General features: G+C 61.7%; 19 protein-coding genes and 2 pseudogenes. 9 read left to right on the forward strand and 12 right to left on the reverse strand.

The genetic code is table 11. The annotated features are described in order from the left end of the window. The 8 genes and pseudogenes from WDS16_RS27800 to WDS16_RS27835 form a co-directional block, all read right to left on the reverse strand. The gene (locus WDS16_RS27800; RefSeq protein WP_338889448.1) at positions 1–1,026 is read right to left on the reverse strand and encodes an NAD(P)-dependent alcohol dehydrogenase; all 1,026 of its coding nucleotides are present in this window, start codon (positions 1,024–1,026) and stop codon (positions 1–3) included. Continuing rightward, entirely contained in the window at positions 1,023–1,766 is a 744-nt protein-coding gene (locus WDS16_RS27805; RefSeq protein ID WP_338889449.1) for an iron-sulfur cluster assembly protein, read from the reverse strand. Before WDS16_RS27805 ends, WDS16_RS27800 begins: the two co-directional genes overlap by 4 nt. Beyond that, the gene (locus WDS16_RS27810; protein WP_338889451.1) at positions 1,763–2,809 is read right to left on the reverse strand and encodes an amidohydrolase family protein; all 1,047 of its coding nucleotides are present in this window, start codon (positions 2,807–2,809) and stop codon (positions 1,763–1,765) included. Before WDS16_RS27810 ends, WDS16_RS27805 begins: the two co-directional genes overlap by 4 nt. 62 nt (positions 2,810–2,871) lie before the next feature. After that, positions 2,872–3,216: a propane 2-monooxygenase effector subunit MimD gene (gene mimD / locus WDS16_RS27815; RefSeq protein ID WP_338889453.1), complete on the reverse strand. Its 345-nt coding sequence runs from the start codon at positions 3,214–3,216 to the stop codon at positions 2,872–2,874. Further along, positions 3,213–4,337 carry an aromatic/alkene monooxygenase hydroxylase subunit beta gene (locus tag WDS16_RS27820; protein WP_338889455.1) on the reverse strand — a complete coding sequence of 375 codons (1,125 nt, stop codon included), beginning with the start codon at positions 4,335–4,337 and terminating at the stop codon, positions 3,213–3,215. Before WDS16_RS27820 ends, mimD begins: the two co-directional genes overlap by 4 nt. A gap of 59 nt (positions 4,338–4,396) precedes the next feature. Next, a pseudogene (locus tag WDS16_RS27825) lies at positions 4,397–5,324 on the reverse strand (IS5 family transposase). Between the two features lie 46 nt (positions 5,325–5,370). After that, positions 5,371–6,414 (reverse strand): FAD-binding oxidoreductase, encoded by a 1,044-nt coding sequence (locus WDS16_RS27830; RefSeq protein ID WP_338889456.1) that lies wholly within the window; start codon positions 6,412–6,414, stop codon positions 5,371–5,373. Between the two features lie 83 nt (positions 6,415–6,497). Next, positions 6,498–8,129 (reverse strand): methane monooxygenase, encoded by a 1,632-nt coding sequence (locus WDS16_RS27835; RefSeq protein WP_068374608.1) that lies wholly within the window; start codon positions 8,127–8,129, stop codon positions 6,498–6,500. Between the two features lie 290 nt (positions 8,130–8,419). On the opposite strand from WDS16_RS27835, the gene WDS16_RS27840 reads away from it, so the two are divergent. After that, positions 8,420–9,592, forward strand: coding sequence for a glycosyltransferase (locus WDS16_RS27840; protein WP_422395872.1), 1,173 nt, complete (start codon positions 8,420–8,422; stop codon positions 9,590–9,592). 117 nt (positions 9,593–9,709) lie between these two features. After that, a complete protein-coding gene (locus WDS16_RS27845) occupies positions 9,710–10,396 on the forward strand; it encodes a HemK2/MTQ2 family protein methyltransferase (RefSeq protein ID WP_338889460.1) in 687 nt (228 codons plus the stop codon). 192 nt (positions 10,397–10,588) lie between these two features. Here WDS16_RS27845 and WDS16_RS27850 read toward each other — a convergent pair whose 3' ends face one another. Continuing rightward, positions 10,589–11,389, reverse strand: a complete 801-nt coding sequence (locus tag WDS16_RS27850; protein WP_338889462.1) for a MerR family transcriptional regulator — start codon at positions 11,387–11,389, stop codon at positions 10,589–10,591. A gap of 111 nt (positions 11,390–11,500) precedes the next feature. Between WDS16_RS27850 and WDS16_RS27855 the strand changes: the two genes are divergently transcribed. Next, positions 11,501–12,379 carry a DUF1295 domain-containing protein gene (locus WDS16_RS27855; RefSeq protein WP_338889464.1) on the forward strand — a complete coding sequence of 293 codons (879 nt, stop codon included), beginning with the start codon at positions 11,501–11,503 and terminating at the stop codon, positions 12,377–12,379. A gap of 12 nt (positions 12,380–12,391) precedes the next feature. Here WDS16_RS27855 and WDS16_RS27860 read toward each other — a convergent pair whose 3' ends face one another. Together WDS16_RS27860 and WDS16_RS27865 are read right to left on the reverse strand one after the other, a co-directional pair. Then, positions 12,392–13,054, reverse strand: coding sequence for a PadR family transcriptional regulator (locus tag WDS16_RS27860; RefSeq protein ID WP_338889466.1), 663 nt, complete (start codon positions 13,052–13,054; stop codon positions 12,392–12,394). Positions 13,055–13,160: 106 nt separating this feature from the next. Continuing rightward, entirely contained in the window at positions 13,161–14,522 is a 1,362-nt protein-coding gene (locus WDS16_RS27865; RefSeq protein WP_338889468.1) for a serine hydrolase domain-containing protein, read from the reverse strand. 218 nt (positions 14,523–14,740) lie between these two features. Here WDS16_RS27865 and WDS16_RS27870 point away from each other — a divergent pair, with 218 nt between their 5' ends. From WDS16_RS27870 to WDS16_RS27895, 6 genes and pseudogenes are all read left to right on the forward strand, one after another. Continuing rightward, the gene (locus WDS16_RS27870) at positions 14,741–16,351 is read left to right on the forward strand and encodes a D-alanyl-D-alanine carboxypeptidase/D-alanyl-D-alanine-endopeptidase (RefSeq protein WP_338889469.1); all 1,611 of its coding nucleotides are present in this window, start codon (positions 14,741–14,743) and stop codon (positions 16,349–16,351) included. Positions 16,352–16,384: 33 nt separating this feature from the next. Continuing rightward, a pseudogene (locus WDS16_RS27875) lies at positions 16,385–17,434 on the forward strand (D-alanyl-D-alanine carboxypeptidase); the annotation flags it as partial. Positions 17,435–17,513: 79 nt separating this feature from the next. Beyond that, a complete protein-coding gene (locus tag WDS16_RS27880) occupies positions 17,514–18,167 on the forward strand; it encodes a class I SAM-dependent methyltransferase (RefSeq protein ID WP_338889471.1) in 654 nt (217 codons plus the stop codon). Then, a complete protein-coding gene (locus tag WDS16_RS27885; RefSeq protein WP_338889472.1) occupies positions 18,164–18,772 on the forward strand; it encodes a TetR/AcrR family transcriptional regulator in 609 nt (202 codons plus the stop codon). Before WDS16_RS27880 ends, WDS16_RS27885 begins: the two co-directional genes overlap by 4 nt. A gap of 101 nt (positions 18,773–18,873) precedes the next feature. Next, positions 18,874–20,136, forward strand: a complete 1,263-nt coding sequence (locus WDS16_RS27890) for a molybdopterin-dependent oxidoreductase (RefSeq protein ID WP_338889473.1) — start codon at positions 18,874–18,876, stop codon at positions 20,134–20,136. Then, complete coding sequence (locus WDS16_RS27895) at positions 20,136–20,603, forward strand: hypothetical protein (RefSeq protein ID WP_338889475.1); 468 nt, start codon at positions 20,136–20,138, stop codon at positions 20,601–20,603. The genes WDS16_RS27890 and WDS16_RS27895 overlap by 1 nt, the downstream gene beginning before the upstream one ends. A gap of 140 nt (positions 20,604–20,743) precedes the next feature. On the opposite strand, the gene WDS16_RS27900 is transcribed toward WDS16_RS27895, so the two are convergent. Beyond that, positions 20,744–21,193 (reverse strand): hypothetical protein, encoded by a 450-nt coding sequence (locus WDS16_RS27900; protein WP_338889476.1) that lies wholly within the window; start codon positions 21,191–21,193, stop codon positions 20,744–20,746. Positions 21,194–21,288 lie beyond the last annotated feature (95 nt).

Genomic DNA, 21,288 nt, shown 5'->3' on the forward strand with positions numbered 1-21,288 from the left:
CTAGGGGACGAGGATCGCTCGGCCTCGGACGCGCCCCGCGTCGAGGTCGTCGAGTGCTTGTTGAAAGTCGTCGAGCGGGTATTTGGTGGTGTGCAGCGATACCTGGCCATTGGCTGCCAGTGCCATCAGTTCCTGCAGGTCGTTGTACGACCCGACGAGGTTGCCGATGAAGTTGATTTCGGTGGAGATGACGTCGATCGTCGGGATGTCGATGTTCTCTCCGTATCCGACGACGTAGTAATTGCCCGCCCGGCGGAGCATCGCGACACCGTCGCGGGTGGCGCCGCCTTCACCGACGAAGTCCAGCACCGCCTCTGCGCCATGCCCATCGGTAAGTTCGAGAACTTCCTTGACGTGGTTTCCGTCTGCGACGATCCCGCGATCGGCACCGATGTTCAATGCAAGGGCGATGGCATCGGGGTTGCGGTCGAGGACGACGACCTTGACCCCTGAGATGGCCTTGAGGACCTGAATCCCGATGTGTCCCAATCCACCTGCCCCGACGACGACGCAGGTGTCACCAGGTCGGGTATCGCGCGCAACCTTCGCTGCAGCGTGATAGGCGGTCAATCCGGCGTCCGCGAGGGCTGCGACGTCAGCAGGTTCGAGCGAATCGTCGATCTTGACGACACTGCGGGCTGTGGTTCGAAGGTACTCGGCGTAGCCGCCGTTGCGGTCTATTCCAGGGAATTCGCTGTTCTCACAGTGCACGTCGTCGCCGAAGCGGCACGCGCGGCACAGGCCGCAGGTCACCAGCGGGTGCAGAATCACTTTGTCGCCGACCGTCACATTGCGGACCGCGTCTCCGACGGCCTCCACCCAGCCTGCGTTCTCGTGACCGATGGTGTAGGGCAGGGTGACTCCGCTTTTCTCCTCCCACTGTCCTTCGAGGATGTGGATGTCGGTGCGGCACACGCCCGCACCTCCTATACGCACAATCACGTCGAAGGGCCCTTCGATGCTGGGCGCAGGGATCTCGGTCATTTCCAATTTCGAGTGGTAGCCCACCACCTGTACTGCCCTCATGGAAATCTCCTGGTTCTGATGTCGTTGATGCGCGGTGACGCGCCGATCGGTTCGGTGTCGTCGTATCGGGTTGCGAGTAGCCCACGGCAGAAGTGGGAGTTGCCTTCGATGGAGATCCGAACGGATTTCGCGAACCGAAGCTTCAGAGGGATCGCCTCTGGTGCAACGGATCGTCCGTGTTCGTCGACGAACACCCGGCTGTTCGGGCAGATGCTCAGTCCGATCGCGCTGCGCCGGCGAAGCAGAGCGGTGGTGTGTCGCTCGCTCCTGATATCGCGGAGGGTGAGCGTGTGTATGCGCTCGACGCCTTCACCGGTCTGTGCAAGATGGGCAGTGATCGAGCGTTCCATCGCGGCGAGATGGGCTTTGCGGAGGAACACACTTCGTAGTTCCTCGAGACTGTCTTCGGCCTCCGAACCGAAGGTGCCCCGGTAACCGGCGTCGGCTGCCAACCCGATGTTGATCTTGGCGCTGTCGTGATGGTCGTCGAGCAGGACCCTGACCTTGCCGATTCCTTCGACGAGTCGAAGGGCGTCGAGTGAATCGGACGCCATCAGGTAGGCGAAGTTCGGTGAGCAGAACGCCGTGGGCAACCGCAGATGCACTTCGACGCCGTCGTCGTCGAGCGTCACCGATCTGACGAATCCCAGGTCGGTGATGGGCTCGTCGAGTTCAGGGTCCGTGACGGTGGCGAGTGCCTCGACGACGTCGACAGGAGAGCACAGGGCCAGGGTGGTCATGACGGCACGGCTTCTTTCGCCCCTGCGGCCACCTCGACACCTTCCTGGCCCGGGTTACCCGCGGGACGGAGCTCGGCGGGAATATCGATGCCGTACAGCGCGGCCGCGTTGGCTCCGAGTATCTTTCGCTTCTGATCGACGGTGATCGGTGCGTACTCCGACTGCATGTCCTCGGGGATCTGGAAGTCCACGAACTGTTCGATGAGCCACTTGGGAGTCCACAGTGCGTAGTCGCTGCCGAAGAGGATCTTGTCCTCACCCAGCCAGTAGAGAAGTTCGCCGATGATCTGGGCGAAGTACCGAGGACGGGTGTGAATGAACGGCAACGCAACTGCGAGGCCGCCGTAGACGTTCGATTCCTGGGTGGCGATCCAGCAGAAGTCCTCGAGCCGAGGCAGTCCGACATGCTCGACGACGAAGCGCAGATCGAGGTAATCCGTCGCGACCTTGTCGACATCTGCGACGTCGAACGCATCTCGGTCCAGAGGCCGGATCGTCGGGCCTTTGTGCACGTGAATGTTCTTGATACCCAGCTTGATGCACTCTTCGAGGTAGCGCCGCGACCAGGGCTCGTCGAGCTTGTATCCGCGGGAGTCACCGTGCCATTCGGCGGTGTAGAGTTTGACGCCCTGCAGGTTCATACGATCGGCGTCCTTGCGGAGCTGTTCCAGGCCGGCCTCCTCGAACCTGGGATCGTAGGCATGGTTGTAGGTGAGCTTGTCCGAGTGCTTCTGTGTCAGAGCGAATGCGTCCTCGGTCTGACCGAAACCAGTGTGGTAGAAGTCGCTGAGAAGTGTCGCTTGAAATATTGCGTGGTCGACGTACCCGTCGACGAACAGATCCTTGTACAGGCGATCCTCGCCGTAGTACTGGTAGGTCTCGTAGTCCCACAGTTCGGATTCAGGACTGAGGTTCTTGTGGTAGTCGTAGAAGCAGTCGATGAACTGCTTGCCGTGAATGTTCTTCTGGTTCTTCTCGCGTGCGTCCCACAGGTGGACGTGGCCGTCAACGATGAAGTATTTGTCGCCGTTCTTTTCGTACATGGTCTCGATCTCCAACTCTCGTGAGTTCTTCTTTTGCTGCGAAATGCTGACTGACTCGTACGTCAGGGGAGTTCTGCGAGGTCGAACCCGATGTACTCGGCTGCATCTTCGGGGCTGGCGAAGAGCATCGTCTTGTCATCGAGGTGGACCATGCGCCCGTAGTGCGTGGAGCTGATCTCCTCGAATACGGAACCGTCGAATTCCTGTCCGAGGGCATCGGTCAATTCCTCGTAGTCGAACGACAGAAGTTTGGTGCCGTCGACGCGAATCATCGAGGGGTACTCGGTCAGTTCGACGCCGTCCTTGGCGCCCATGACCTCGGCAACCACCCGCCCGACCGGGGTGTTCATCAAGGTCACGCCGCACATGTTCGAAAATTCCGTGTTCGATCCGAATTGCATGGTCATCGTGCCAACTCCTTGGGGATGTCGAGGCCGAGGGATTCGAGCAGAACCGTGAACTTGGCGACGGCTGCGTCCAAGCTGGAGGCGAACGTGACGGCCTTGTCTGCAGGCTGAGACCAGATCGGCTGGAGCGCCCGTGCCGCGTCGAGGCACCGCGGTACCCACACGTTCATCCACTCACCGAACAAAACCCGGTTTGCTTCGCCGTGCTCGGGATCGCGGGTGAGGAGCTGGAACAGTGTGCGGGTGTAATTGAGGTCGCGGTCGTAATCGTGTTCGCCAGTGCCGACGATGGTGGGCGTGATGTAGTCGCCGTTTCGGGCGGAAATCTGCATCACCAACTCGGTGCGGAAGAGAGAACCGACGAGCTGTTCGAAGACAATGTTGGTGGCGAAGAGCAGCTCGCACCAGTCCGGCACCGCGGTGAGCTGTTCGACGACTTCCCGAACCGGTTGCCATTCCGGGGCGTTCTTCCACACGTCGACATGCGCCGATCCGTCGAACGAGACATCGGCCTCGGACAGGTCGAGATTGAACAGCGCGAGGTCCTGCGCGAAGCGCATCTTGTGGGCGGCATTGACGGCGACAGCGGTATTGATCATGTTCGTCGGACCCGAACGCTGAATCGAGGTGAACACGTGCAATGCCAGACCGTTCTCCGCGTGCATCCACGCGCCGATATTTCGCTCGATGAATTTGAGCCACGGGGTATTCCAACCGTCGTACGCACGCGCACGTTTGGCGTTGCTCAAACACAGCTCGACTTGATGCACCACCGCGGAATTGTTGCGGAAGATGGTCTGGTCCCACTCCTCGTTGGGGTCGAGAAACTCGTGCCAGTTCGAAGATTTCGCAACCGTCCAGTCCTGGGGGTATCCACCGGGCCCGTCGCCGAAGCCGTAGATCCACCCCTGCGTCAGGTGCCGGTCGGGGTCGGGCTGCACGTCGACGGTCACGTCTTCGTACATGGTCGCCCGGCGTTTGGCCGGCGTGTAGTAGCTGTAGGTCCGGCTCTTCGAGCTCGGGAATACCTTCGCGCCGGCTTCGGAGTCGGTGAACTCGATCGTGGGGAAGCTGCGTTGCTTCGGCTCCGCGGTGGCTGTCGAGTCTTGGGTTGCAGTCATGTCTGGCCTCTCGGGTGAGGTGTGGGCTGGTATCGGGGTAACGGTCTAGAGCGTGTCTCTTAAATTGGGTCCGTTTTCGTTTTCATCGCCGGGCGGTGGTTGTGGTTGCGGGAGTGCAGAACTGCCGCGCACAGGACAACGCCCCCGAGGAATGTCATGGCGTACTTGTCATATCGAGTGGCCACACCACGCCACTGTTTGAGCCGCCCGAAGCCACGCTCGACGGTGTTGCGGTGCTTGTACATCGTCGGATCGAAACCCGGTGGACGACCACCGGCGGACCCCTTGTCGGCCCGTCGCTGCTTCTGGTCGCTGCGCTCGGGAATGGTGTGTTTGATCTTGCGGCGACGCAGTTCGGTGCGGGTACTGGGATGGGTGTACGCCTTGTCGGCGAGCAATCGGTAGTCCTGGTCCCCACCGGCAGCTCGGTGGGCATCGAGCAACGGCACCAACTGTGGATTGTCCCCGGCTTGCCCACCGGTCAGCAGCATCGTCACCGGCGAGCACGTCAGGTCGGTCAGTGCATGGATCTTCGTGGTGAATCCTCCGCGAGATCGACCCAACGCGTGGTCAGCGGGTTCGTCGACGGATTTCTTGTAATTCGACAAGGCCCCCTGTGAGAGTGTCGGCTCGCGCACCGGCCGCATGCTGATGCGCCCGGACGCTGGTCGAGTCGATCGAGAGCACCGCCCCGATATCGCCGTCGAGTTCTTCCGGGTCGAGACCGAACACCTCGGCCACCGCGGCAAGCATCTCGTCGTAGGTGCCATCGAAGGACCATCGGTGGTGGCGTTTCCACACCGTCTGCCACGGACCGAAGTCCTCCGGCAGATCTCGCCACGGACACCCGGTACGGAATCGGTATGCGATGCCCTCCAGAATTTGCCGGTGCTCGGCGAACCGCCGCCCACGTTTTCCCACGTCGGTGGGTATCACTGGCTCGACGATCTCCCAGAACTCGTCACTGATCACTCCCACGCGCGTCATCGAAATATCATCGCTGACAGCACCTCTCAAATTTGGGAGACACGCTCTAGTCGAATGCCGGGCTGGTGAACTTGTCGTAGAAGATCTGATCCGTCGGCGTGCCGCATACGTCCAGAAGCTCCAGTGCGGCATCGACCATCGGGGGAGGCCCACACAGGTAGACCTCCGACTTGGCAATGTCCGGTTCCAGCCGTTGGACGACGTCGGTGACGTTGCCTTCTTCCACTGATATCGCGCCGGAGGACGCTACGCCCACCGAATCGGATACGCAGGCAACGAAGGTGAAGTCGACCAAACCATCACCGAGAGCGTTGATTTCGTCGACGTAGAAGAGGTCGTTCGGTGTGCGCGCACCGTAGTAGAAGTGGACGGGTCGGGTGTTCGCGGTTTCTTTCATATGGCGCACGATCGACAGGATCGGGGCCATTCCGGCACCGCCGCCGATGCACACCACGGGAAGGACGTGGCCGTCCTTGAGAGTGGACGAACCGTAGGGGCCGGTCAGGCTGATCTCATCCCCGACCGTAATCCCGTCGTCGAGCAGCGCTGCGAATTTGCCGCCCGGGTACTTCTTGATGAGAAACTCGACCTGATTCGGAGTCGATGGTGTCGAGGCCATCGAGAAGGAACGCACGTCGTCGCTGCCAGGAATTCGTAGGTCCGCGTATTGGCCCGGCTTGAATTCGAACACTGCCGGTTCGACGGGTTCGAGGCGTAGAGCCACGATGTCTGAGGTCACCGATTCAAGGGACGCGACCCTTGTGGTCACCGTCTGGATCGGAATGCCGCCGAGCAGTTCGTCCTCGTCGAAGTTCAGCAGCTCGATGGTGCAGTCGCTGTATGCCTTGGTGCGGCACAGCAGTACGAATCCCTCGTCTTCCTCGGCTTCGTTGCACGCGAACGTCGAGTGATTCTCCATCTGGATATCGCCGTCGAGGACGAACGACTTGCAGGCCGAACAGCGTCCTTCTCGACAGCCGTGCATGAGATGGATTCCTTGTCGAAACGCTGCATCGAGGATGTGTTCGTCCTCGCGGACTTCCATCTCGATGTCGACCGGTTCGAAGGTGATGCGGTGTGTGTCGGCCACAAGGGTCTCCTGAAGTGGATGTTCGATGACGCTGAAATCGGTGGGCAGCGGCTGTTCTCAGTCGCTGCCCACCGAGGCTGAGATCAGGCAGGCACAGTGGCGCCGGCGCGGTAGGCCGCGATGTGCGCGTTCCGTTCCGACTCGGTCATCTGGTTCAGCAGCACGTTCGGACTCTGGAAGGTGTTGCCGCGGACGTCATCGAGGGTCCACATCTTCTTCGGATCCAGATCGAGATGCGGCTGACCGACGAGAGTCTTGCCGTCGTCACGGACATAGCCGAGATCGGAGACGATGTCGGCGAGATCCTTCCCGTGATGCAGGGTCTCCCACTCGCGGAATCCGGTGAGACGGCCCATGTTCGGGGTGTCCTTGCCTTCGTATTCGCCGCGGAAGGCTACCGCATCCGTCCAGTAGCACGTCTCCGAGCAGTACGTGCGCCACTGGTTGTCGACCTTTTCGACGACCATGTCTTCACGGATGAGAGCGGGCACCATGCATGTCCAGCAGCGGTGCGGGTACTGGTATCCGACATCCTCGAACGCGATCGGCTTGTTGATGCCGGGGTAGGCGAGGCGGTTGTAGTTCTCCCACCACTTTCCGTACTTGCTGTACCAGCCTGGGTACTTGTGCTCGAACCATTCGAAGTCCTTGTCGGTCATGGTGTCGATGCGCCAGTAGTTGACCGGCCAACCGGTCGCGAAGAAGCGGGCGACCTCGTGCACGTACCCCTTGTTCGTGATCCTGTTCCAGGCCTCTTCGACCAGGTCGTGAGGGATGGTCAAGCCGTACTTTTCGAGGGGGATCAGGTAGCTGCGGTAGTAGTCGTCGTAGATCCAACGACGCCACATCTCCGCGTAGCTCTCGCGGTCCTTGCGTCGATCCTTGGTCCCGTACTCGATGAACGTGCCGATCGCGGCGTCGACGACGCAGTGGTTGTTCCACCATGCGTAGCGCAAGTCGCGTTCCAGCAGCGGACGATTCCGCTCGTCGGCCAGTGCCATGAGCAAGATCGAATAGCCGTTGGAAATGTGGCGAGACTCGTCGGACTGTACCGAGTGAAAAACCGTCGGGAGCAGGTAGTCACCGTTGGCGGCAGCTTCGTCGGGCATCGCGACGAACAGCGTGTTGGTGAACGCTGTCTCCGCGACGACGGTCAGGTAGATGTTCGCGGCAGTGATGGCGTCACCGGTGATGAAGCCTTCGCCGAACTGCCGTCCGATGGTGCCGGCGTAGTTGTTCGCGAACGCCTTCTCTGTCATGTCGAACCCAGCGGGGTCGATGTAGTTGTTCATGTACAGCTTCTTGAGGTTCATCTGAATCGTCGAGTGCCTGACCTCGTCGATCATCTGCACGGCCAGGCCGTTGTGGATCTCCGGATTGGGTACTGCGTCGATGGCCATCGGCATCGCCCGCGCTGCCGAGATCTCCGGAAACGGAATGATCGACAAGAACAGCTTCTGCCACTCGAGCCAGCGTTGTTGGACCTGGCGGAACATGTTGCCGCGAATGGCGCCGTCCATCGCGCCGTAGACGCGGTTGTCCTTTTCTTCCTCCATGGGGAAGTAGGACCGCATGATTTGCTTGAGCGGATCCTTCTTCGGTGCTTTCTCGAACGTGTAGTCCGTGCCGAAGCGAGTCGCAGGTGTGGCGAACGTGGGTTCCCACGTAAGCTCCGAGATCTTCGCGTGTGCCTTGGTAAGGCTTTGCCTACTCAATGTGCGCCTCCTGGATGCGAGGTCAGCGGGGTTGCCGGCCTTGTCGGGAAGATGTGCACCCGATTGAACACCGTGATCTGCGTCTCATCCGTCTCGCTTTGAGATTCAGAACACAGGGTGGTGTTGCCCTGTGGCGATCGAGTGAGCCGGTGACCGAGGGTGGGCGGGGTTACCCGGGAGTTTGCAGCGTTGTCACGGGGGGTATCGACATCATTCGGCGGCGGGCGGTGTGTGCCCGTCCTTGTGTGGCGAGGGATGGGCGTGAACGACAGAGCGAACCAGTTGGGGTTATCGGTGACGTTTCAGTGACCAGCGGCAGATTGAGTGTTGCACTGATCGCGTCCAACAGGTTCCCTATTGCGCAACCATTCGCAGGCGGCCTCGAGGCCCATATTTGGCATTTGACAAGGGAATTGGTCCGGTCGGGGCACCGCGTCACTCTGTTCGCAGGACCGGGTTCGGACCCCGATCTGCCGAGTGACCTTCTCGATGTCCAGCAGTTGCAACTGACGCAGTGGGCGAAATCCGACGTGTCCATGCCGTCGGACGACTTCATGTCCGATCATCACGCCTACCAGCGTCTGATGTTGGATCTGGCGTCGGACCATCGGTTCGACATCGTCCACAACCACAGCCTCCACTATCTTCCGGTCGCAATGGCGTCGACGTTGACCACGCCGTTCCTGACGACGCTGCACACCCCGCCGACGCCGTGGATCGAATCCGCGGTCGCGGCATCCGACGGGAACAGCGGTCGCTTTGCCGCCGTGAGTAGGCATACGGCGTCGATGTGGCACACGGTCCTGAGCGAGGTCGACATCGTGCCCAATGGGGTCGGCGTAGACGACTGGCCGGCCGGTGATGGGGGTCCGTATCTCGTGTGGTCGGGACGGTTCACACCGGAAAAGGGTCCGCATGTGGCGATCGAGGCCGCAGAGATGGCGGGCTATCCGTTGAAGCTTGCGGGGCCCATTTCCGATCCGGACTACTTCTTTCGTGAGGTAGGCCCCCGTCTCGGTGAGCGAACCACGTACGTCGGTCACCTGGAACAGCGCGAGCTGGCTGGCCTGGTAGGTGGCGCGGCAGCGGTTCTCGCGACGCCGTTGTGGGACGAGCCGTACGGGCTCGTGGTGGCGGAGGCTCTCGCGTGTGGAACTCCCGTGGCAGCATTCGCACGGGGCGGAATTCCCGAGATCGTGTCGACCGACAGTGGTGTTCTCGTGCCTCCGGGGGACGTCCGGGCCCTGGCTGCGGCCGTTGCACGGGCCACGGAACTCCCGCGCGCCGGCGTCCGAGCTCACGCGGAGCGGCACTGCTCGGCGCGAACCATGGTCGACGCATACATCGCGCTGTACCGGGACATGCTCGGCGCCTCGGTCGCCCGCCTCCCGCACGGGCATCGGCACCATTCAGGCTCGAGAACGCAGACGTCGGCACTCACGTTGACCGCCGACTGCATATGAGGCGATGCCGTGAGCACGCTGTGGTTCCTCGCGCCTACCTCGATGGCGACATCGGGGAAACCCACGTTTGCTGATCGTGCAGATCGGGCACTCGTAGACGAACGACCGGGAGGCTCCATGACCGCTGCACGCGAACGCACTCAGACGCTGATCAATGTCGATGCGGGGGTTTATGTCCCCCAGGAGGATTCGTTCCTCCTACGCGACGAAATTTCGTCACGATCGAATATGGCTGGGGCGCGAGTATTGGATCTGTGTACCGGCAGCGGTATCGCTGCTATCGAGGCCGCACGGATGGGTGCGCGAGATGTTGTCGCATACGATATTTCAGCCGATGCTCTCGCGTGTGCGTCCGCAAACGCTGTTGCCAACGGTGTGCAGGTGGACGTTCGACTCGGCACGATCGCCGACGCGCTACGCCAAGCGAGATTCGACTTCGTTGTGTCGAATCCACCGTATGTGCCGTCGCCGGAACCGCCGGTCGGTGCTGGAGTGCACCGGGCCTGGGATGCGGGCGACTGCGGACGAGTTGTGCTCGATCCGTTGTGTACCAGAGCTGCTGAGCTTCTCGCACCGGAGGGAGTGCTGTTGGTCGTGCAATCCGAATTCTCGGGGGTCGACGATTCGTTGAGACAACTGCGCAGCAGTGGACTTGTCAGCGACGTGATCCGAACGACGACAATAGACTTCGGCCCAGTGATGCAGAGCCGCGCGAGCTGGATGGAAGAAACTGGCCGTATCGCGCCGGGATGCAGACGTGAAGAACTCGTTCTCATCGAGGCACGCCGGCGTGCTACCAGGTAACCGAATCCACAACCAGCGAACCGGCGTGCACACTATCGTCGAGAATCGACGGGATTTCGCCCAAACTCGCCGAAGTGTGCAACCGTGACCGCCCGAGCGCTAGGTGTGACCGTCGTCGAGGAGCCCATCGGCGTTCTCGCGATACTCGTCATTCCTACAGCGTCGACCTTGGGGAAAGTCAAGAGCGAAGGGTCAGCGGCCGGTACGGAAGATGGGCCAGCCGATCTCGGTGACGGCATCCGCCAGGTAGTTCTCTCGGATGGGCCCTCCGATGCCGATCTCGTGTTCGGCGACGTACGCCCCGAGCGCCCCGTAGGTCTGCCGTATCGTCTCGTCGGGCCCTCGATGCGTTGCGACGGCCAGGTCGACAGCGGGGAGTATCTCTGCCTGGACTCGTCCGTGGGGAGTGCCATGATCGTCCGGAGATGCAATCGGGTAGAACAACGCAGCGTCTCCACGTTCGTGCAGGAACAGGTCGGTGTGCCAGATTCCGCCCTTCGGTCCGACCGCGCGCAGAGGACCCGTCCGAGACAACGCATCCAGCTCGGCGAGGGCCGAGGTGTACCAGTCGCCGAGGTTCGGAAGGTCGATCGTCTCGCGAATGACCAGCACCGGTGTTGCTGGGACGCTGCGATGTTCGACGACGAGCGGCGTCGGTGCGTATTCGAGCAAGCCTCGAAGCGATCTGACCGCGGCTCTGGTCGCTTCCAGCTCGGCTTCCATTCGTTCCAGGTGCGCAGCGATCAGGTCGTTCCTCGTCGCGACGTCGGAAGCGGAGAGAATGGACCGGATTTCCTCGACTGGTACCGACAGTGCGCGCAGCTGGCGGATCACCTGCGCGTCGGCGATCTGGTCGGTGCTGTAGAGCCGATACCCGTTCGAGGGGTCAATCGACGCCGGGAGTAGAAGTCCGGCGTGATGGTAGAAGCGAAGCGTCTTGGCGCTCAATCTGCTCGCCTGCGAGAAGTCGCCGATTGTCATCACGGAAGCCACGGGAGGCATTCTCCCTCACTCGCTGCCGGATTTACCCCCCGATTGTGCGCCGTGCGCCCCCAGGTGCGCACAACGCGGGAGTAAATCCGCCCGACGCACTACAGTGCTCCCATGAGCCGAGGCGCATCGCTCTGCCGGGTGGCGATCGCATACGCCGTGGCCATCGCCGTTGGATTCGCGTGGTTGGTGCTGGGCCCGAGCACCGGCCAGTTGTGGCTCGATAGCCTGACTGCCGATCTGCTCGCGACGCTGGTGATCTTCGCTGCCAGTCGTATACATCGCAATTCCAGCTTCTACGACGCGTACTGGAGCGTCATACCTCCGCTGTTGGCGTTCTACTGGTGGTTCGACGCGGGCACCGTTGTCGACGACGCCCGGTGGTGGCTGCTGATGATCGTCATGGTGGCGTGGTCGATTCGGCTGACCGGCAATTGGATCTCCACCTTTCGGGGCCTCCACCATGAAGACTGGCGATATCCACTACTACGCGAGCGTGCTGGGCGGCTCGAGGGGCTCGCTGATCTTTTCGGCATCCATGTCTTCCCGACGTTGCAGGTTTTCGCCGGACTGATACCCGTCTACGTTGTTGCGACGCGGCCCGGTGAGGTATTCGGTCCACTCGACCTCGTCGCATTCGTTGTCGGTGTCGGCGCGTTGAGTATCGAGACGATCGCGGATCTGCAGATGCGTCGCTTCATTCACTCCAACGAGTCGGGGCGGAGCATGGACAAGGGTTTGTGGGCGTGGTCGCGGCATCCGAATTACTTCGGTGAGTTCGGAATATGGCTCTCGTTCTGCCTCTTCGGACTGGCTGCGGACCCGGGCGCGTGGTGGGTGATGGCGGGAGCTGTCGTCATGCTGATGATGTTTCTCGGCGTGAGTATCCCGATGATGGAACGGCGCAGTCTTCAGCGCCGCCCCGAGTACCGCGAGGTCATGGGCCGGGTCTCCCGTTTCCTTCCGAGCCCGCCTCGGAGTGGGCGCACCTGACCCCCGCTTCGTCTAGGAGGATTCAGGTTCCGGACCGGCAGGACGCGCCAACTTCATTGTGTAGGAGAGAATTTCGCGACTGCGTGCGGCGTGCGTCGTCGCAGGACTCGAGGTATCGGGCCAGTACTCGGTCTCGTCGAGCGCCCATTCTGCCCATTCGATCATGTTGTCGAAGTGGCCGATCATGAACTTGTTGGCGAGCGTCATCAGGTGCAGCCGTTCCGGAAAGGTCCCGCCTTCCGGAGCGTGGAGCCGTCCGGCGTGGGAGACGAAGAGTTGCTGTGCCTGGCTGGCCTGCTCACGCAAGTTTCGAAGGTTGGCTCGAAGGTCCTCGACGGACCCTTGTTCGGCGAACATGACCCGGATAAGGCCCTCGAATTCCAGCGCTGGTGGACGGGACTGGGTGCCGAGCCACTCGGTGAGCGCATCGCGACCCGCCTCCGTGATGGAGTACACGGTTCTGCGACGACGCTCGCCGGTGTGCTCGGTTCGGGCTGTGACCAGTCCGCGCTCGAGAAGGCGCTTCGGGGTGTTGTAGCGCTGGCGGTCAGCCCGCGGCCACACCTCGGCCACTCCTCGGCCGACCTGTTCTGCGATTTCGTAGGCCGACCAGTCTCTGGATGCCAGGAGCCCGAGCACCAGGAACGACGTGGTGTTGAGGTCGCCCTGAACCAATTGCCCTCTCCTCCCCTGTGGATTCGACTCCTTGCATCGAAGTCGGCCCAAGCCTAGCCAGCCACGATGAGGCCCGTCGGCGGCACCTCATCGTGGCTACCATGTTCTATCCGCCGCTGGTGTCCTCGGCGGCATCGTCGATGTGTTCACCGGTGTTGTCGGTGGAACTCGCATAGATAAGCGGCACAAGAGATTTGGCAACCGCAGCGGCTGGCGGGGCACCCTCGGGGGTCGGTGCCAGAGTGCCCCAGACCACGATGGTGACGTCATTGGCCGGGTCGTATCCCATGAACGAGTTGTACCCGGGCATCTCGCCGATGTGCCCGTACATCGGTCCCATCTGTGCGATGCCGTAGCCATAACTGCTGCCGGACGGGTCGCTCGGGTCCGACGGTTGGACGCTGTCCATCCGCATTGCCTGGGTTTCTACGTCGAGAAGGTCTCCGTTGCCGAGTGCTTGGACCCAGGTGACGAGGTCGTTGGCGGTCGAGATGCCCTGGCCCGCCGACCATGTCCACGACGGATTGTCGTTGGTCGTGATTCTGGGTTGGACCGTACCTGCCTCGATGGCCGCCAGCCGATCGGGCGAAAGCGATTCCTTACCTTCGCCCAAGGTCTCTACGTTGCCGCTGTAGGAGTAGCCGTTGGCGTAGGTGTCGGGAATCGACGTGTCGGTGTTGGCGGGGAAGGATGTGCTCGTCATGTCCAGCGCGCTGAACAGTCGATCCTGGTAGATCTGAGCGATCGGTTTGCCGTCGAGCTGCTCGGCGATGAGACCGAGTAGAACGGTGTTGGTGTTGGAGTAGTTGTATTCGGTACCGGGTGCCGCCACCGGCGGATTGGCGAAGGCCAGGGCCAGCAATTGTTCTGGCTCCCATACTCTTTGCGGATCGTTGTCGAGGGCTTCGTTGAGCTCGAGAGTCTGGGTGTAGTTGTACAGCCCGCTTCGCATATCGAGCAGTTGGGCGATCGTGATGTTCTCGCCGTTGGGCACATCAGGCCGATACTTGCTCACTGGATCCTCGACCGAGATCTTGCCCTCCTGGACCATCTGCAGGATGACTGTGCCGGTCCAGGTCTTGGTGTTGGAACCGATACGTACTTTCGTGTCCGCGGTGGGGACTTCCGTCGAGTCGAGCCCGAGTGTTCCCCACGATTTCGTGTAGTCGCCTTCCGGTGTCTTGACGAGCACCATCATGCCGACCTCGCGGAATTGGGTTGCCAGATCGTCGACGACGGTGTCCATCGCGGCTGTGTCGAGCGGTACGAGCGCGGCGCTGGATTCCCCCGAACTCGACGCTTCCGAACCAGCCGCTCCCGCACTCGGTGTCGAGGATGTCGAGGTGTTGTCCGAGTCCGACGAACACGACGCGGCTACGAGCGCGGCCGTGAGGATGATGGCGGCGGCCCCGGTGGTCTTGGCCCGTCGGGCAATACGCCGCCGGGTCGACAGGTGTGCTGTTGGCATTGCGCTCTCCTGATACGTGAAGGGTGGCTCGGCGGATAGCTGCGTGCTCGGGACTGCCCGGGGGCCGGTGCTGGCGTGCCTTCCGATTCTCCCAAGATTTCGGATTGCAGTGTGCAAATTGCAGTAACTCGGTTAAATTAATACCACTGCGCCGTCCGCAGGTGGGGGTCCGTAGAGCACGACGGACCCATGAGAACGCGTCAAGAGAGTCGGTGCCCATGCCATCCTCGAGAATTCCCGGACGCAGATTCGGCGGTCGATCGATTCTGGCCTCGTTCACCGTTGTCGGCGTTGTGCTGACCGGGGCATGCGGCTCGTCGGATTCCACCGAACAGACTGAGGGTGGGCAGGCACTACCTCCCGATGCGCAGGCGATCATGGACTCGGATCCATACTCGGCGGCTCGGTGGTCGTACCTCGTGATCGACCCCGAGACCGACGAAGTCATCTACAGCAATCAGGCCGACACGTTCATGTTTCTCGCCTCGCAGACGAAGCATTTCACCGTCGGCACGGTGTTCGACGAACTCGGAATCGACGAGAAGATCACGACCCCGGTCTACGCAACTGCTGTACCGGCGGGCGGCACCTTGGCCGGTGATCTGGTGTTGGTCGGATCCGGAGACCTCGCGCTCGGGGGCCGCAACGCTGCCGAGGGCAAGTTCGACTTCGCCACCGACGGAATCGACCATGTCTACGCCGACGCCATCCCCGGAGCGGTTCTCGCGCCGGGTGATCCGCTTGCCGGACTCGACGACCTGGCCGAACAGGTGCTCGCCTCGGGTGTGACGCGGATCGACGGCGACGTACTCGTCGACCCGCGTCTGTGGGAAACGTACGAGACAGTCGAAGGCCTCGTCCCGTCGATCTTCGTGAACGACAATCTCGTCGATATCTCGGCAGAGCCAGGGGAGCCGGGTCAGCCGGCCACCGTTCGGATGCTGCCGGGGAACGGTCTTTTCACGATCGACTCGCAGGTGACCACCGGCGCTGCCGACAGTGATTCCACGATGGTGGTCGCCGCAGACGACACGAACCCGACGATCATTCGGGTCACCGGTTCGGTCCCGGCGGGGAAGTCGTCGTTGACCGTTTTCCGCATCACCGACGCGGCCGGCTGGGCTCGTAAACTCTTCGTAGAAGCCCTGCAGCGCGCAGGTGTCGAGGTGGCTTCGACCTCGAAGATCAACGACGAGGCTGCGCTTCCCCCGAAGGACTCGTACCAAGACAGCCTGCGGTTGGCGGAATTGGAATCGGCCCCGCTGGGTGAGGCCGGTGGAATGATCCTCGCAACCAGCTACAACACCGGCGCGAACACGTTCGTCTGCTTGCTTGCAGCCTCGACGGGGTCGGACCAGTGTGCCGATGGTCTGCCGGCTGTCCGTGAGCTGGCCGCAGAGGCAGGAATACCGGCGTCGGACTTCGTGATCATGGACGGACAAGGTGGTGACCCGTCGTCCGCGACTCCGACAGCCGTGGCGACCTGGTTCGAGTGGGTGAATCAACAGCCTTGGGCGGATACGTTCTGGGCCGGCCAGCCGATCCTGGGTGAGCGTGGCTCGTTGTCCGGTGTAGGCGTCGACAGTCCGGCGAGGGGGAAAGTCGTCGGGAAGACGTCGACCTCTGCTGACGTCGAACCCGGGACAGGGCGCTTGATCGTGACGACTCAGGGTCTGTCGGGCTATCTCGATGTGGGTGACGATCGACGGTTGCTGTTCGTGGTCGCGACAAGCAACGCCGTGTTCCCCGACCTTCCTCGCGGAGTCTTCCAGGTGGGCGACGATGTCGGCATGGTGGCGGCCGCATTCCAGCAAGCACAGGAGAAGTAGTGGTGGTCGGAGGCTTAGGAGTCGGGCGTCGATCGAGTCAGTGGCCAGGTCGTGGTCGACGATCGCCTCTTTCAGTCCTCACTCGCCGGTGAACCGATCACGCCGATTGTGATCAACCAGAACATCATCGACCTGACGACGACGCCCGCAAACGAAGGTGAGACGGCAACTGTCGTCATGAGCCCTGCAGTGGCGCCGTGGCGAGTCACCAGTGAGGTCGAGACGGTTGCGCCGGGAGGAGATACCGAGATTTCGGTGAGTTCACCTGCCGAGGGCGCGCTGCTGCTGTCGGGCACCATCGCAGCCGACAGTCGGCCTGCTCTGAAAGTACATGTGCTGGAGGACCCGTCGACGTTTGCTCGCACAGCATTCATCGAGGCGCTCGGTCGGGCCGGTGTAGCGGTGGGTGGCGATCCGGTGGCGCCGAATTCGACGGCGTCGTTGGCAGACGTCGACGCCGTCACGGCCCTCCCGTCTATCGCGGAGTTGATTTCGCTTCCCTTCGATCAGGACGCGACCTACGTATTGAAGGTCAGCTACAACCGGGGTGCGCAGACGATGATCTGCTTACTGGCGGTCGCCGGGGGAGGGTACGACGCAGACGCTCCCAAAGGAAGCGAGTGTGACGCGGGGCTAGTCGAAGCTCAGAAGCTATGGAGCGCAGCAGGTTTGGATACCACTTCGGTGGCGATGATCGACGGTTCGGGCTTGGAAGGCAACTACGTCACTCCGAACAATCAGACCGAACTCCAGACGATCATGGCGAAGCGTGCCGATGCGGATCGGTGGAAGGCAACTCTCCCGATTCTGGGAGTCGACGGTTCGCTGTCGCAGGTACAGCCGGACAGTCCCGCAGCGGGCAAGGTGGTCGCGAAGACTGGATCGCTGGTGGACAGAGATACGTTCAACAATCGGATTCGGCTCAACACCAAGGCATTGGGCGGCTATATCGACGCAGAATCGGGTCGACGGTTGGCATTCACCATCATCGTCAATCAAGGATTCTTCTCCGAGATCGCGGGTGTCTTCGACGCGAACGAGGATGTCGGCAAGGTCGCGGCCGTCATTCAGCAGAGTTACTGACGCAGACCCAACATGGTGACCACACTGAGGGCGAGTGGTCGTGGACACCAGCCTTTGTACTCGCTGGTACATTGTGCCGATGATTGCAGACGAAGTCTTTCGTCGAGGTCGAGCGGGCCTACCGTCTTGGATCAACGAACACGACGGATCGCGAAGCGTGCTGCCGGTTTCGCGGTGGATGGGTGGCACAGCGGCGACTGCCGACGATCTGCGTGCGGACGCAGCGTCGATCGCGCTGTGCTCGGGCCCGACTCTCGATCTCGGTTGTGGACCGGGGCGGCTGACCGAGGCGCTATTGAAGGTCGGAGTGCCGGCCCTGGGTGTTGATGCGTCACCTGTTGCCGTGGAGATCACCAATGAACGAGGAGGGGTGGCTGTCGTACGTGACATATTTTCCGCACTGCCCGGCACGGGGTATTGGTCGCACGTGCTGCTTGCTGATGGCAACATCGGGATCGGTGGTGATCCGACCGTGTTGCTACGGCAGGCTTGTTCGCTGCTCCGTCTCGGTGGAACGGTTATCGTCGAGGCCGAGAAGACTGTGGCTGCCGGTGTGTACCGCAGGTCGGTGCGATGGGAAACAACAGAGGCCGTGGGGGAGTGGTTTGCGTGGGCGAGCGTCGGAATGGGTGCAGTGTATGAACTCGCTTCGAGCGTCGGTTTGGATGTTCGACGGATCATCGAAGTCGACGAGCGAGTATTCATGGAGCTGACCATGCAAGGAATACAGTGAGCAGGGATTTACCGCGGACTGCGAAGGGGCGGCGAACGAGGGCTGCGATCGTTGATGCCGCCGCCGCGATGATGTACGTCCGCGGCGTCGCAGGAACCACGCTCGATGACGTCCTCGACGCATCCGAGACTGGGAAGTCCCAGCTCTACTATTACTTCTCGGATAAGTCGGACCTGGTGGAGGCAGTTGTCGCGCGGCAGCTGGAACGTGTTCTCGCGGCTCAGCCACTTCTCGCGCATATCGACAGTGTCGAGGACATAGATGCATGGGCCAGGGAGGTCGTACGAAACCACGAGCAGCCGGGAGGTCCGTTCTCCTGCCCGCTCGGTTCCCTCGCTGCGGAGCTGAAGAACGACGTGGCGTTCGTTCCATCGCTCGATGCAGCGTTCCGTCGCTGGGCGCAGCCCCTCGAAGCCGGACTGCGGCGAATGACCGAGCGCGGAGAGCTCGAGGTGGAAGCTGACCCCGCGGCGTTGGCGGACACGCTCATCGCAGCGCTTCAGGGCGGCATGTTGCTGGCTCGAATCGCCGGTGACGTGCAACCGCTCCGCGATGTGCTCGACGCTGCCGTCGCCGCAATCCGCAAGCGTCGGATCGAAACCTGACGTCGAACCGAGTATTCGGGATAGCGCTCCTTTGGGTGGTCGACTACGCTGGGCATCGAAAAATGTACCATTGAGTACATTTATGAAGATTGGACAACTTGATGACCCACGCGTCGATCCTGAGTCCGAGTCGCTTTCGCAGTCCGATACGCGGCGTTTGGTTCACGTCGGTCTTGGGTGCAGTGCTGCTCGCCGCCCTCCCGATCGTCACCGTCACCGGGTTCGTATCCTGGGTCGCCTACGGTCCTCAATTCGGCCAGGCAATGCCGGGAGATGTAGGGTGGCTGCGCATCCCGGCTTTCGAGTGGCCTACGGATCCCACCTGGTTCTATAGGCTCACACAGGGTGTTCACGTCGGGCTCGGTCTTGTGATCGTGCCAATTGTGTTGGCCAAACTCTGGTCGGTCGTTCCCAAGTTGTTCGAAACGCCGCCGGTTCGCAGCGTCGCCCACGCGCTCGAACGGCTGTCCCTGCTGGCGCTGGTCGGCGGGATTCTGTTCGAGATCATCACTGGCATCCTCAATATCCAATACGACTACATCTTCGGATTCAGCTTTTACACTGCCCACTACTGGGGCGCGTGGGTTTTCCTCGGGGGCTTCGTTTCTCACGTGACGCTGAAACTTCCGACGATGGTGACCGCACTGCGAACCAGACCCTTCCTGGAACTCATGCGCATCGGCGTCCGCGACACCGTCCCGGACGCCGACGACGAATCTGGTCTGGCATCAACAGATCCCGCGCCGGCAACTGTGAGTCGACGAGGGGCGCTCGCCCTCGTCGGTGGAAGCGCACTGTTCGTCACTGTGCTCACAGTAGGTCAGACGACCGGCGGGTTCTTGCGATCGGCTGCGATTCTTCTCCCTCGCGGGCGCTCGTACGGCGACGGACCCAACGATTTTCAGGTCAACCGCACAGCGAAGGCTGCGGGCATCACCGGTGATCAGACTGGCGATGGCTGGACGCTGACGGTGTTGGGTGGAACCGCCGACATCGTCCTGACACGCACACAACTCGAACGAATGAACATGCACACCGTCGATCTGCCGATCTCCTGTGTCGAGGGATGGTCGACAGTGCAGACCTGGAGCGGTGTGCGATTGCGTGATCTCGCTACGCTCGCCGGTATCGATTACGTCGACACCGGCGAGGTTCGATCGTTGGAGGTCTCCGGTTCGTTCAATCGGGTCACGTTCGGTCGATCGCAGATGATGCATCCCGATTCCCTGCTCGCACTCCGGGTGAACGGGGTCGACTTGTCGCTCGACCATGGATACCCCGCTCGCATCATGATTCCAGCCATACCGGGGGTGCATGCCACGAAATGGGTTCGCTCCATCGAGTTCGCCGGGCCGCAGTCGTGATGACGTTCCGCCGTGTCTACGGCGCGGGCCCGATCCACCTTGCGGTGATGTCGTGCTGTTTCGCGCTCGTCGGGCTTGTCGTACTCACGGTCGGGATTCCGGCGTTGTGGAGTTCTGCCGTGTGGTGGCAGTCCATCGCGGTGTGGTTCGTCGGGGCGGCGCTTGTGCACGATCTGATTCTGTTCCCGTTGTACGCACTGCTCGACAGAACGTCCGTTCTCGGGCTCGGCCGATGGGTGAACGCGGTTCGGATTCCGGCGCTTGGTGCCGGCCTGAGTCTGCTGCTGTTCTTCCCCGGAATCATCTCTCAGGGCAGCGCCACTTACGAGGCGGCCACAGGCATGACACAGCAGCCGTTTGCGCTGCGATGGCTGTTTCTCGTGGCAGGACTGTTCGCAGTTAGCTTCCTGTTCTATGGAATCAGGGCTCTTGCCCGACGCGTGCGTAATACGGCCTCGTATACCTAGCTCGCGGTGCCACCCTCACGCTTGTGTGCACAGAAGAAGTAGACGCAGAACTCGCAACCGACCTGACGGGAGCAACCATCGATATCAACGGCGGAAGCTCCTGCACTGACCTGGACCCCGGACTGCCATGGCGCGACCTGTCAGGGAACCTGCCAGCTGCCGACTGCAGGGAGGAACGTGATGCCATACGGAATGGAGGAGGTCGTGCTGATTCGGCCCGATCCCGTCACGACCCGTGTTGGTGCCTTGGGGAAGAGAGCACCGCTACCCACGCTGGAAATGCCCGTCGCTCCGGTGTCCTCGTTTTTCCACTCGAGTTGGCAAGGGCACCAGTCGCTCCCGTCGAAGAAGGAGACACCGGGCTGCTCCTGATCGACAAGTACGGTGATGGTTTCGTTGACGAAACCGATCGGCAGTTCTGCGGAGCCGATATTGAGGTTGTCGCCGCCACCGAGACCGATGAGCGGGGTCAACTGGGTGATCTGGACGGGTGCTGCGGCGGCGGTGGGCGCCGCTATCGCTCCAACGGCCAATACCGACGTAGTCAGTGCTGTCAGTGTCGCGAGCTTCGAGCGCGTGGACAATTTCACGTGGTTCCCCCTGATCGACGAATCTCGGTCAGCGGGGGTGCACGGCTGTCCACCCCCGCTGGATCGTACATATCGGGACCATCGTATGCGCCAGG

The organism is Rhodococcus sovatensis (assembly GCF_037327425.1).
In the GTDB taxonomy this organism is placed as follows: Bacteria; Actinomycetota; Actinomycetes; order Mycobacteriales; family Mycobacteriaceae; genus Rhodococcoides; species Rhodococcoides sovatense.

Excerpts from the sequence above, each read along its gene's own strand:
- WDS16_RS27800 (WP_338889448.1), bottom strand. The coding sequence starts at position 1,026 with ATGAGGGCAGTACAGGTGGTGGGCTACCACTCGAAATTGGAAATGACC.
- WDS16_RS27880 (WP_338889471.1), top strand. The coding sequence starts at position 17,514 with ATGATTGCAGACGAAGTCTTTCGTCGAGGTCGAGCGGGCCTACCGTCT.
- WDS16_RS27870 (WP_338889469.1), top strand. The coding sequence starts at position 14,741 with ATGCCATCCTCGAGAATTCCCGGACGCAGATTCGGCGGTCGATCGATT.
- WDS16_RS27805 (WP_338889449.1), bottom strand. The coding sequence starts at position 1,766 with ATGACCACCCTGGCCCTGTGCTCTCCTGTCGACGTCGTCGAGGCACTC.
- WDS16_RS27855 (WP_338889464.1), top strand. The coding sequence starts at position 11,501 with ATGAGCCGAGGCGCATCGCTCTGCCGGGTGGCGATCGCATACGCCGTG.
- WDS16_RS27845 (WP_338889460.1), top strand. The coding sequence starts at position 9,710 with ATGACCGCTGCACGCGAACGCACTCAGACGCTGATCAATGTCGATGCG.
- WDS16_RS27820 (WP_338889455.1), bottom strand. The coding sequence starts at position 4,337 with ATGACTGCAACCCAAGACTCGACAGCCACCGCGGAGCCGAAGCAACGC.
- WDS16_RS27810 (WP_338889451.1), bottom strand. The coding sequence starts at position 2,809 with ATGTACGAAAAGAACGGCGACAAATACTTCATCGTTGACGGCCACGTC.
- WDS16_RS27895 (WP_338889475.1), top strand. The coding sequence starts at position 20,136 with ATGACGTTCCGCCGTGTCTACGGCGCGGGCCCGATCCACCTTGCGGTG.
- WDS16_RS27865 (WP_338889468.1), bottom strand. The coding sequence starts at position 14,522 with ATGCCAACAGCACACCTGTCGACCCGGCGGCGTATTGCCCGACGGGCC.
- WDS16_RS27890 (WP_338889473.1), top strand. The coding sequence starts at position 18,874 with ATGACCCACGCGTCGATCCTGAGTCCGAGTCGCTTTCGCAGTCCGATA.
- mimD (WP_338889453.1), bottom strand. The coding sequence starts at position 3,216 with ATGACCATGCAATTCGGATCGAACACGGAATTTTCGAACATGTGCGGC.